Below are 12,279 nucleotides of genomic sequence, written 5' to 3'. Positions count from 1 at the left end.
TGATGCACTCGTTGAGGCACTTAGTGAATTTGACGCACTCGTTGATTCACTCGCTGACGCACTTAACGAATTTGACGCGCTCGTTGATTCGCTCGCTGACGCACTTAACGAATTTGACGCACTCGTTGATTCACTCGCTGATGCGCTTAATGAATTTGACGCACTCGTTGATTCACTCGCTGACGCACTTAACGAATTTGATGCACTCGTTGATTCGCTCGCTGATGTACTTAATGAATTTGACGCGCTTGTCGATTCACTCGTTGATGCACTTTGTGAATTTGACGTACTTGTTGATGTGCTCGCTGATGCGCTTAATGAATTTGACGTACTTGTTGATGTGCTCGCTGATGCACTCAACGAATTTGACGTGCTTGTTGATGTGCTCGCTGATGCACTCAATGAATTTGACGTGCTTGTTGATGCACTTAACGAACTAGATCTACTAGTTGATGTGCTTGCAGACGTGCTTAATGAATTCGATGCACTTGTAGAAGTACTTGCTGATTGTGAACTAATAGGATCAGTTCCTATAATTGATCCACTAAAGTAGTTAACATCCGTCGACGTTCTAGATGAATAAGGATTAAATGTCCAACTATAGTCAGAACCAGAACCAGTTATTGGTACTGTCCATGTTGTTACTAGTCTTGCACCTTGTTTCGCATAATAACCATTCATCGCATAGTCATTTGACCAAGAATAGCCACCGCCAGTTGGAGAAATTGGTAAATTAGCTTCTGGTACAGCTGATACTTTATTTCCATATTTATCTTCGATGTAGCTATTAGATGTCGTTGGTGTACCATATCCACTACCTAAAGTAAACATTGGCGAGTTGCTTGTTGTTGAGTTTTTAATAGAATAACTACTTGAGACAGAAGATGGAGCTACTTCAACAGTAGAAGTATTTGGATTATCATAAGTTACAGTGTATTTAAATGTTAAATTTTGACCGTCGCTTGTCACATCTAATTTGTAGTAAATCGGAATATTGTATGCTTTATCAACGCCGGCACCTGTATAAGTGGTTGTTTGTGGAGTTGTTGCAGCTGCAGCTAATGTATTCATTGTTGCAAAAGTGCTAAAACTTCTTAACATTGTCGGTGCTGTACTTGTTGATTCACTAGATGTAGATAAACTGATTGAATTTGAACCTAAATCAGCTTCTGAGGTAGTACTTGTACTATCGTTTGCAGAAGATTCACTTGAACTTTCGGATTTATCCACTGTTGAGGCATCGCTATTACTTTCGGATTTGTCTGTTGTTGATGCGTCACTATTGCTTTCGGATTTATCCGCTGTTGAGGCATCGCTATCACTTTCTGATTTATCTGTTGTTGATGCATCACTATTACTTTCTGATTTATCCGTTGTTGAAGCATCGCTATTACTTTCTGATTTATCCGTTGTTGAAGCATCGCTATTACTTTCTGATTTATCCGTTGTTGAAGCATCGCTATTACTTTCTGATTTGTCTGTTGATGTTTCACTAGAACTTTCAGATTTCTCTGAAGTTGAATTGTCACTATTACTTTCTGATTTATCTGTTGTTGAGGCATCGCTATTGCTTTCAGACTTGTCTGTTGTTGAAGCGTCACTATCGCTCTCGGATTTATCTGTTGTTGAGGCGTCGCTGTTGCTTTCGGATTTATCTGTTGATGTTTCACTAGAACTTTCAGATTTCTCTGAAGTTGAATTGTCACTATTACTTTCTGAACTCTCTGAAGTTGAAGTTGCACTTTCAGATTGTTCTACAGTTGTTGAATTTTGGTTACCTAATGTTTCACTTTGACTTGAAAGTTCAGATGTAACTGGTAATTCTGAGGCAGCAAATGCTTGTTGATCATGCAACATGTTTACAGTAAAAGCACCACCAATAACCGCGGTGGTCTTAATCGCATGCCCTTTCAATTTATCTTTATTTGTAGTTTCAGTTTTTTCTTGAATTTCTTCAGTGTCTTTACTTAAAAATGGTAAACCCATAACCCCTAATAGCTTAATTTCTTTAATACCTGCTTTAACCCATGTTTTCCCAGATTTATATAATTTAACACGAGCAGTTTCTTGATTTAAGCTTTGTTGCAAATCTCTTTTTTTCTTTGACATTCCCTTTCTCTTTCCTCTCCATAATTTTTATAAAACAACTCTATCTATCGTCTAAATTTTCATATATAGGGTTTTTTTACATTAGTGTTTTATTATATTATGCACTATTCCATTGAGCATTACAACTAAATTTATTTTTGTAATAGGAATGTATTGTTTAATTTCTATTATCAAATTGAGTCTATTTAAATATCTTTATATTGAAAATAACGTCTATTTTAAAATACGAAAATTATTAATTATTTAAGTTGATGTAAATCAAACAATAAATGCTCTTTAACATTATTTTTTTCTATTTACTACAATGCAATATTTTATTATTTGATTTCATTTACTATAAAACACAAATTAACAAACACAATATATTAAGAAAGAAAATTAAAATGCCCATGATTAGAATAGTGTCAGAAGAGGAATATTAATAACGGTTAAAGTTAAACAATGTTCTACATAGTTGAATTAAAATTCAAATATGATATAATATTTATACCGAATATACTAATTGTATTTCACGCAATAGTTAAACAACTAGAAAAACTAAAGTTCAAAGTAATAAAACGCATAAATAAACATTAAATGATTTTAAAAGCACGTATTTAAGAGGAGGTATTTTTTATGAATATTAGAGGTCATCATCACATTTCCATTTACACTAAAGATGCTCAACGCAATAAAGCATTTTATACAGAAATTTTAGGTTTACGTTTAGTAGAAAAAACTGTTAACCAAGATAATACTTCTATGTATCATTTATTCTTTGGTGACGAAACAGGTTCGCCAGGTACATTATTGACTTATTTTGAAATACCGAATGTCGGTCAACCTAAAAGAGGGACTGATTCAATTTATAGATTTTCATTACTCATTCCAGATAACGAATCATTAGAATATTTTAAAAAACGTTTAACTCAACATGACGTTGAGTGGAATGAACTCACGTACTTAAATCAACCAGCGATTTCATTTGAAGATGTTGATGGCGTTGAAGTGATATTACTCGTTAATGATAATTATGAAATGCCACATGAATGGCAAGGTAATAGCTACAGTGATATACCAGAACAATATCAAATACTAGGCATGGAACCTGTTGAACTAAGACTCCGAGACGCTCAAGCAACAATAGATTTTCTTAAAAATGTATTAGAATATGAAGAACGTCAAGATTTCAATGAAACTGTAATGACGTTAGATAAAAAAGGACTTTACACTGACTTTGTTGTGAAAGAGGAACAAGGAGATCGTGCACGTCAAGCACAAGGATATATCCATCATATTGCTGTGAAGACGCCAACAGATGATGATTTAAAAGAAATATTTGAACGTATTGATGCTGAACCACGTAATAATTCAGGCATTATTGACCGTTATTTCTTCAGATCTCTTTATTATCGTCAAAATGGCATCTTGTATGAGTTTGCTACAGAAGAACCTGGTTTCACTGTAGACACGCCTAAAGAAGAATTAGGTAATAAATTAAATTTACCGGAATTTTTAGAACCAAAACGCGAGGAAATTGAAAGTAAGTTGAAAGAACTGTAAAAGGAGCGATGTGCTGTGGCGCAATTAGATATAAATGCAAATAAACCTTTAGAATTCGGTTTATATTCATTAGGAGATCATTTATTAAATCCTGAAAATGGTGAAAAAGTAAGCTATCAACAACGTATTCAAGAACTTATTGAGGCTAGTCAATTAGCAGAACAAGCTGGTATTGATGTTTTTGCGGTTGGGGAAAGTCATCAGGAACACTTTACTACTCAAGCTCATACGGTATTACTCGGTGCAATCGCGCAAGCGACAAAAAATATCAAAATTTCAAGTTCTTCTACGATTTTAAGTGCATCGGATCCTGTAAGAGTGTTTGAAGATTTTGCTACGTTGGATTTAATTTCACAAGGACGTGCAGAGGTTGTTGCAGGGCGCGGATCACGTACTGGGTTATTTGATTTATTTGGATTAGACATCAATGATTATGAAGCATTATTCGAAGAAAAATTGGAATTACTATTAGAACTCAACAAACATGACAAAATTACATGGTCAGGTGAATTCCGCCCACCGCTTAAAAATATGAAGATCTTCCCTCGCCCAGTAGATAATACGTTACCAATATGGCGTGCTGTAGGTGGAGGCCCTGGTAGTGCAATCAAAGCAGGTCAACAAGGCGTGCCAATGATGATTACTACATTAGGTGGTCCAGCGACGGTGTTCAAAGACTCTATCGATGTTTATCGTCAAACAGCTAAAGAACATGGCTTTGATACCTCACCTTCAAGTTTACCTGTTTCAACAGCTAGTTTATTCTATACTGCGAAAACAACTCAAGAAGCACTTAAAAATTATTATCCTCATTTAAATGTCGGAATGTCATTTATTAGAGGTGCCGGCTATCCAAAACAACAATTTGATCAATCGCCAGATCATAGAGAAGCATTAATGGTTGGTAGTACACAGCAAATCGTTGAAAAGATTTTATATCAACATGAATTATACAACCACCAAAGATTTATGGCTCAAATCGACTTTGGTGGCGTACCATTTGACCAAATCATGAAAAATATCGAACTCATCGGTAATGATATTATCCCTCAAGTAAACAAACACCTCAAAAATAAATAATTTTAATATTAACTTAAAAAAAGAGTCTGAGACAACACGTGTTGTCTCAGACTCTTTTTCAACTGGGCAGTAGATGACTAAATTGAAACTGAGCTTATATCAAGCTTTTTCAATCCTAGTCATTCTAGCCGGGGTGGGACTACGAAATCATTGTTAGAAAATCGATTTCTGTCCCACTCCTTTTTCAATTTAGATAACTATTTCAAGCTTTTTAACAACGTATGATATAACGCTTCAGCTTCACCCTCTTGTTGTATACCGTATACATTCATACGCCCATCTTTAAATAAGGTCATTTCATAGTCTTTATAAGTCATCACTTTAGCAAATGGATTACTTTTCAACACACGTGTAGGGAGATACGCTACATGGTCGAAAGTATTACTATTAAATCTAAATAAGAAGACGTCACCACAACGTCCTTCAATTTTATTTTCTGTACGTTGGTTTAATAATTCGTAATTACCTTTAGCGCATACTGGACATTCAGAATCTTTCAATTGGTCGATATTTAAAGTACGATAATTAAATTCAAAGCAATCTAATGTGATTAATTTTCTAGAAAATCCATGTCCTGAGAGCCACCTTAATAGTTCTGATACTTGCATACTTGCAACTTGTTGAACTGCTGGTGGTAATACACCATTAATCGCACAACTTTCTCCTGTTTCAGGGATGGTTTGTAGCATGCATTTTAAACAAGGACCTTGATAATCTATCGCATAAACTGTACCTTTACTACCTACAGCAGCACCGTATATCCATGATAATTGTAATTTGTGGCATGCTTCGTTGATTAAATATCGTATTTTAAAATGATCCATGCCGTCCATCACTATATTTGGGTTTACATTCGCAATTATTTCTTCAATGTTAGTATTCATCAGCTCTTGATATAACGCCTCTACCTCAACCTCTGAATTAATTTGTGTTAAGTGTTGTTGCAAAGCAATCACTTTAGGTAACATGTCCTGTGCATCGTGTTCGTCATAAGTGGCTTGGCGATGCAAATTATCTATTTCTACGATATCCATATCAACTACCGTCAATTTACCGACGCCCATTCGAACTAACATCTCAGCACAATGACTGCCTAATGCGCCTGCACCCAATATCATGATATGTTGAGTTCCGAGTTGTTGTTGGCCTTGTTCACCAAAGCCATGAAATCGAGCTTGACGGTTATATCTCTGAATCATAAGAAACCTAAACCTTCTGTTGGACTAGATGCTTGAGCTGTATATTTAACAGGAATTCTTCCCGCTTCATAACTTAATCTACCAGCATTGATGCCAAGTTTCATTGCTTCAGCCATTTTCACAGGGTCTTTAGCACTAGATATAGCTGTGTTGAGTAAGATGCCATCTACACCGAGCTCCATAGCGTGACAAGCATCTTTAGGAGAGCCGATACCTGCATCAACAATTACAGGGACATTCACTTTTTCAACAATATAGCGAAGGTTGAGTGGGTTATTGATACCTCTTCCTGTACCAATTGGTGAAGCTAGTGGCATAACTGCATGCACGCCTAATTCTTCTAGTCGTTTTGCTAATACGACATCGTTAGAAATGTAAGGACATACTGTGTAACCTTTATCTAGTAATACTTTACAAGCTTCAACTGTTTCTAATGGGTCTGGCAATAGTGTTTCATCATCGCCGATTACTTCAACTTTAATCATGTCACATACGCCTGCATGATTTGCAATTTCAGCTATACGAATCGCTTCTTTAGCTGATTTCGCACCTGCCGTATTTGGAAAAGTGACAAAGTTTGATAAATCTACTTCTGCTAATGGGTTTGGTAAGTCTTTGTCATATAAATTCATTCGACGTACTGCGAAAGTCAATACTTCAGTTTCTGATGCTTTAATCGCTGAAGTTTGTATTTCCTGATTCTCAAATTTACCTGTTCCTAATAATAACCTAGAGTTTAATTCAAATTGTCCAATTTTTAACATTTTATCCGCCTCCTACAAATTCTAATAATTCTAATCGATCTTGTTCTCTAACGATTTGATTGGGGAATTGTTCTCTCTTAATCAATTGTTCATTGTGCTCGACAATCACACGTTGTTCATCTAATTCAAGGCTTTGGAGAATCTCTTGAATATTCATTGATTGATCGAAAGTAAATTGATCACCATTGATGATGCAATGCATTGCGTTGCCTCCTTTCTATCTGAAAGCTTTCTAATATTTGAGGTCTATGCTGATTAAGTATCCATTGACTCATCAGTTCACCGATAATCGGCGAAAGTAATATTCCATTACGGTAATGACCTGTAATGACAAATAAATCTCTTGAAACTTCATCCATAATAGGTTGTTCATTTGTGCAATAAGGTCTTACCCCTGACCATTGCTTTAAGATTTTACTTTCTTTTAATCCTGGGACATGTTTGGTAGCACGCTCTAATAACCAATTTCTTCCTTCCTCAGAAACACCAACTGAGTAATCATCAAAATAGCTCGTTGCTCCTATTAAATAACGGTCTTTTTGTTTAGGGACGATATAACAACCGCTTGTCGTAAACAATGTAGTATCGAGATTGAGGTGTGGTTGTTCGACTAACAATACTTCTCCTTTAACACCTGTCACGCATTTATCTTGGATGTATGACCCTAATAATTGGCCACTCCAGGCACCACCAGCTACGACAACTTGTTGACCGATTAACACATCGTCTTGTGTTAATACTTTGTATCCTCCACCTTCGACTGATTGAATTGATTCGACCTCCGTTTTAAAGATACGGTCGATATTTCGTCTTTTTAATGAATGAAATAATGCTTTCGTATAATAATTTGCATTAATTTGATGGTCGTCTGGAATGTACATTGCTGTCCGGTTAGCTAAATGGCTATTACCACCTGTTAATTGATGCATACGATCTTCATTTAATAGCTCAACATCAGGATTATGTTGATGTAAAAATTGATATTGTTGTTCAATTGTAACGTTATCATTAGACTCATCAGCTAATTTGATGAGACCACTTTCGATATATTGAATATCAATACCAACTTCAGAATTTAATTCGTCACTCAAAGTTTTAAACATCTTTTGTGAACGTGTGGCGAGTTTGAATAAGTCACTATCTTCCAGAAATTCATTCTGAGCACCTAACATGCCACCCGCCTTATAAGAAGCATGCATACCAGGAACATCACGATCAATCACTGCAATATGCAAACCCGCTTCACTTAGCTTTCTCGCAACGGACATGCCCATCACACCAGACCCAATAACGATGACATCATACATAATCTTGCCACACCTCCTTTAAAGCACTCAGTTCATCCTCATGCGCTTTATCAAAAATTGAAATGCCTGCAATTCCACTAAACCCTTGAGGTAAATGTTTGAGTGTCTTACTGTTTATCCCACCTAGCGCTATTATGGGAATATCGTATTTCAATACACTAGAAATTTCTTGATCCGTTCTAGGTGGTTGACCAGGTTTAGACCCTGTTTCAAAAATATGACTAAACAATACAAAGTCTAAGCCTAGCGATTGTGCCTCACCCACGGAAGTTTCATAATGTGTTGATGCACTTACTTGAACGTTTGGATTATCTTGTTTAAATTGTGCTATTCTCGCATCTTGCTCTTTAAAATGAATTGCCCATAGTTCACATCGTTCAAGCACATCGATGTCACTATGAATAATGATTTTGTTTATAGGAAAGTAATTAAGTTTTAACTGTTCAATCCATTCGACTAAAAGTTCAACTTCCATCGGGGTCCGAATCATTAGAAAGTCTATATCTTGCTCAATCCTTCGATAATGTTCAATATCATGCTCATTTAATACTTTATACGGTGTAATCGCAATAAACATTTCCTCACCTCTATACAAAAAAACGTTATCTTTCCCGTAGGAAAAATAACGTTTAATAAAAGTATTTCGCTGATAGTAACGCCACTTTCCTACGCCAGTATAAACTGGATCAGGTTCAAGGAATTCCTCAGTCGTTACTTCGGTCTCAGCCCTTCTTCAAAGGCACTTCCAGTGGTTTATATATAATTTATAGTTTTTCGTTGTAATTTAATATAATTGTCATTCACATTTAACTTCATAATATCTTTAATTAGACGAGAATTCAACTCTAAAAGTTCAACTTAACGTGAACGTTTTAAGAGCTCTGATGTAATTGATTGTGTTTGTTGATAAACGTTTTGATAAATATCGAAATAGTTCATATACTGTTCATGCATTTTTGGGTCAGGTTTAAAAGTTGTGTCATAAACAATAAATTGATTTAACACGGCTTCCAAACTTTCGTACCAGCCTAGACCATTTACTGCTATAATCGCTGCCCCCATGCTTGGTCCTTCTTCATATTTTAATTTACTCACTTTTGTATTAAATACGTCTGCTTGTAATTGTAACCAGAAATTACTTCTAGCACCGCCACCAATGTCAACAACATGATCAATAGACTTTCCTTGGGATCGTAAATATTGAATAGAATCAAATAATGAGTATGTTACACCTTCAATTACTGCACGCGCCAAATCATTGTTTGTATGCATCACACTTAAGCCAATGAAACTACCTCTTATTGATGAATCTCCATGGGGCGTACGTTCACCTGACAAGTACGGTGTAAATAGCAACCCTCTACTTCCTACAGTTGATTGGCTCGCCATTTTAACAATTTCTGGATAATCAAACTGCGTTAACACATTATTCTTCAACCAATTTAGACTGCCACCAGCTGCTAATGTGACTCCCATTACATAGTCCATATCGTCTAACACGTGGTTAAAGTAATGCATATTATGTCTATATTCTTTACTTTGTTGATCTTCACATGACAATACAACACCTGAAGTGCCGATGCTACAAAGCGTGTCATTCGGATGGATAATACCAGCTCCAAGTGCTCCGCAAGCATTATCTCCTCCACCTGCAAACACTGCTACATCTTCGTTCAATCCTAACTCCTCTGCAACAAGCTTATCTACCATTCCTACAAAGTCTTGTGACGCAACAAGTTCGGGACAAATATCGCCAATTCCAAACAGATCTGCAATATCTTTGCGCCACTTCTTCTCCTTTGGATCTAGTAACAATGTACTTGAAGCATCAGAATATTCCATATGAACGTTGCCTGTTAATTTAAAGCGTACATAATCTTTAGGTAACATGAATGTTTTGATCTTACGCCAGTTATCAGGTTCGTTATCTTTCACCCATAACAACTTCGTTAATGTAAAGCCTTCTAACACTGGATTAGACACCACGTAGTCTCCTATTGTTCGAATGATTTGTTCACATTGTGGTGTAGAACGCGTATCATTCCACAATATCGCTGGTCTTATAGGCTGATTATGTTCATCAATAATAACTAAACTGTGCATTTGCCCTGAAAAAGATAATCCTTTAACTACGGCGTGCTTCATTTCATTTTGAGTTAATAACTGTTTAATCGCAGAGATTGTTGCTTGATACCAATCATCTGGATGTTGCTCACTATAGCCAGGTTGTAATTGCATGACTTCTAAAGGCTCGCTCTTCGTTTGAAGTACGTGACCACCTTTATCGACTGCAATCACTTTCACAGAACTCGTACCAATATCAATACCTAAAACAACGTCTGTCATTTTTCCAACCGTTCCTTTTTGAATTTATTTTATTGCTTTGGGAAAATTGCTTAATTTAAATATTCATTATATTTATAACACGATAAAAAATAAAATCAAATATATCGAGATAGAATGCTTTAACTTTAAATTAAAAATGCAACGGGACACTAACATTTTTAAAATAACAGTTTGGAACAATAAATCACGACAACTACGGTTATAGCACTTAATAAAGTTGATAAAAATACGATTTCTGCAGCTAATTCTGGATTATTATCGTATTCTTGAGCAATCACCGAACTATTAACTGAGGTTGGCATAGCTGAAGCAATAAATAACGTTTGTGCAATAACACCATCAATGCCCATAATTTTTATGATAAAGAATGCGATGACCGGTCCAACAACGAGTCGTATGAATATAAAAATATATGCGCGTGACCATTTCAATTTCATTTTAATTTTAGAAATTTGGGCACCTAATAATATTAAAGCTATCGCGATCATTGCATCCGCTACATAATTCGCTGGGGTCCATATAAATTTAGGTATAGGGATATTGGCATAATTTAAAATTAATGCAAACAATAATGCGTAAAGTACAGGCATCTTCAAATAACCAAGCAGTGCTTTCAATTTACCTACTTGTATTTTCTGTATTGCGAAAATACCATAAGAAAAAGTGAAGATATTTTGTAAAGACAATACGATGACTTGAACTGACATTGCAATCGGGTCACCTTTAAACACGAGATCGTTTACAGGTACACCATAATTACCAGAATTAAAAAATAAAATACTATTTTTTAAAGTTGTCGCTTCACCTTCTTCAACATTTCCTAATTTAGTAATTAACCATCCAATTATATAAAGTACGAGGACATAAAGTACAAAAAACAAAGCAATATAAAGCAACATACTAAATTTAAAATCTGTCTTGTAAAACTTAACAAAGATATAGCCTGGTACAAAGACATAAATATTGAGTTTAGCTAACGTATTTAAATTGAGTTGGAATTTCTTGTGTAAGATGTACCCCAAGCCAATCATAATGAATATCGGTAATAACACCGATTGAAAAATAAATAACATTGCACTCATCACGCATCCTCCTTTTTCTATAACTACTCACAAACTGAAGCATGATGATACATTTATCTTTTAACTATGTGAACGACTGATGAAATACTTTATTTCTTATTTTTACGTTTTTTCTCTTCCATGATGGATAATATTATAAATCCGATAACAAATATTGGGGATAACATTACTAATATCATCATTTTAACTCACCTCAAAATTTTCCTTCCGTTTTCTTAATTAAAGCTAGTATATATTAATTTAAAGCGATTTAGTTTAATTTTACGATTTTTATACATCAATATCATTGGTTTTGCTTTAATTTTATTATGCAATGACCTAATCGTATTACTTATATTTTAACATTAAAAAAAGAAGACATTTCACTCTTTTGAATGAAATGCCTTCTAAAGTTTACTTTTTATTTTTCTTAAATACATCGTCGATATGGGTTAATTGATCAACGAATTGTTCTATTTCTGCTTGGGTGAAGTGTTGTACTAATCTTTCTTTCACAGCTTCTGTCATAACGGCGGTAGCTTTTTGTAAAAACTGCTCACCCTCGTCACTTAATTGGATTAACTTAATTCTTTTATTTTCGGTATGTGCTCGCGTAACGTAGCCCATTTCTACTAACTTACTAATACGTTTGGATGCCGCCGTTTTAAAAATATTTTGCAGTGCTGCAAGTTCATTAATCGTCACTTTGCCCTTATTTTGTATAATACGCATGGCTTCAATTTGTTCGCGTGAAAGTAAATTATCTAAACCTGTTTCTTTAACAATGCCGACAATTTCCTTATTCAAGCGCAACATGACGATTTGAAACCTATTGATTGCCTCTTCAATCGTTTGATCCATATTTTCCATT

11 protein-coding genes, 2 pseudogenes and 1 riboswitch are annotated in these 12,279 nt (G+C 35.1%); of the genes and pseudogenes, 3 read left to right on the top strand and 10 right to left on the bottom strand.

Features of this window, described 5'->3' with window-relative positions:
• Nucleotides 1-1,027: 1,027 nt before the first annotated feature.
• Complete coding sequence (locus NGI30_RS11405; RefSeq protein ID WP_286009859.1) at nucleotides 1,028-1,795, top strand: hypothetical protein; 768 nt, start codon at nucleotides 1,028-1,030, stop codon at nucleotides 1,793-1,795.
• Between the two features lie 185 nt (nucleotides 1,796-1,980).
• On the opposite strand, the pseudogene NGI30_RS11435 reads toward NGI30_RS11405, so the two are convergent.
• Nucleotides 1,981-2,109, bottom strand: a pseudogene (locus NGI30_RS11435) (KxYKxGKxW signal peptide domain-containing protein); the annotation flags it as partial.
• Between the two features lie 615 nt (nucleotides 2,110-2,724).
• On the opposite strand from NGI30_RS11435, the gene NGI30_RS00445 reads away from it, so the two are divergent.
• Nucleotides 2,725-3,651, top strand: a complete 927-nt coding sequence (locus NGI30_RS00445) for a VOC family protein (protein WP_251942408.1) — start codon at nucleotides 2,725-2,727, stop codon at nucleotides 3,649-3,651.
• 15 nt (nucleotides 3,652-3,666) lie between these two features.
• Nucleotides 3,667-4,731, top strand: coding sequence for an LLM class flavin-dependent oxidoreductase (locus NGI30_RS00440; RefSeq protein ID WP_251942407.1), 1,065 nt, complete (start codon nucleotides 3,667-3,669; stop codon nucleotides 4,729-4,731).
• Between the two features lie 197 nt (nucleotides 4,732-4,928).
• Here NGI30_RS00440 and NGI30_RS00435 read toward each other — a convergent pair whose 3' ends face one another.
• The 9 genes and pseudogenes from NGI30_RS00435 to NGI30_RS00395 all read right to left on the bottom strand — a co-directional run bounded on the left by NGI30_RS00435 (nucleotide 4,929) and on the right by NGI30_RS00395 (nucleotide 12,278).
• Nucleotides 4,929-5,930, bottom strand: a complete 1,002-nt coding sequence (locus tag NGI30_RS00435) for a ThiF family adenylyltransferase (RefSeq protein WP_251942406.1) — start codon at nucleotides 5,928-5,930, stop codon at nucleotides 4,929-4,931.
• A complete protein-coding gene (locus NGI30_RS00430; protein WP_251942405.1) occupies nucleotides 5,927-6,694 on the bottom strand; it encodes a thiazole synthase in 768 nt (255 codons plus the stop codon). Before NGI30_RS00430 ends, NGI30_RS00435 begins: the two co-directional genes overlap by 4 nt.
• A gap of 1 nt (nucleotide 6,695) precedes the next feature.
• A complete protein-coding gene (gene thiS, locus NGI30_RS00425) occupies nucleotides 6,696-6,896 on the bottom strand; it encodes a sulfur carrier protein ThiS (protein WP_251517123.1) in 201 nt (66 codons plus the stop codon).
• On the bottom strand, nucleotides 6,874-8,001 hold the full coding sequence (gene thiO, locus NGI30_RS00420) for a glycine oxidase ThiO (protein WP_251517121.1): 1,128 nt from the start codon (nucleotides 7,999-8,001) through the stop codon (nucleotides 6,874-6,876). Before thiO ends, thiS begins: the two co-directional genes overlap by 23 nt.
• Complete coding sequence (locus tag NGI30_RS00415; protein WP_251517119.1) at nucleotides 7,994-8,578, bottom strand: thiamine phosphate synthase; 585 nt, start codon at nucleotides 8,576-8,578, stop codon at nucleotides 7,994-7,996. The genes thiO and NGI30_RS00415 overlap by 8 nt, the downstream gene beginning before the upstream one ends.
• 69 nt (nucleotides 8,579-8,647) lie before the next feature.
• A riboswitch (TPP riboswitch) is annotated at nucleotides 8,648-8,758 on the bottom strand.
• Nucleotides 8,759-8,859: 101 nt separating this feature from the next.
• Nucleotides 8,860-10,347 carry a xylulokinase gene (gene xylB / locus NGI30_RS00410; RefSeq protein ID WP_251942404.1) on the bottom strand — a complete coding sequence of 496 codons (1,488 nt, stop codon included), beginning with the start codon at nucleotides 10,345-10,347 and terminating at the stop codon, nucleotides 8,860-8,862.
• Nucleotides 10,348-10,505: 158 nt separating this feature from the next.
• Nucleotides 10,506-11,429 carry an AEC family transporter gene (locus tag NGI30_RS00405; protein WP_251517115.1) on the bottom strand — a complete coding sequence of 308 codons (924 nt, stop codon included), beginning with the start codon at nucleotides 11,427-11,429 and terminating at the stop codon, nucleotides 10,506-10,508.
• 92 nt (nucleotides 11,430-11,521) lie between these two features.
• Nucleotides 11,522-11,608, bottom strand: a pseudogene (locus NGI30_RS00400) (hypothetical protein); the annotation flags it as partial.
• Nucleotides 11,609-11,822: 214 nt separating this feature from the next.
• Complete coding sequence (locus NGI30_RS00395; protein WP_251942403.1) at nucleotides 11,823-12,278, bottom strand: MarR family winged helix-turn-helix transcriptional regulator; 456 nt, start codon at nucleotides 12,276-12,278, stop codon at nucleotides 11,823-11,825.
• Nucleotide 12,279: the final 1 nt, after the last annotated feature.

Source organism: Staphylococcus sp. Marseille-Q5304, from assembly GCF_943737015.1.
Taxonomy (GTDB): Bacteria; Bacillota; Bacilli; order Staphylococcales; family Staphylococcaceae; genus Staphylococcus; species Staphylococcus hsinchuensis.
The sequence above is the reverse complement of the archived record's forward strand: the minus strand, read 5'-3'. Positions and strand labels throughout refer to the sequence as shown.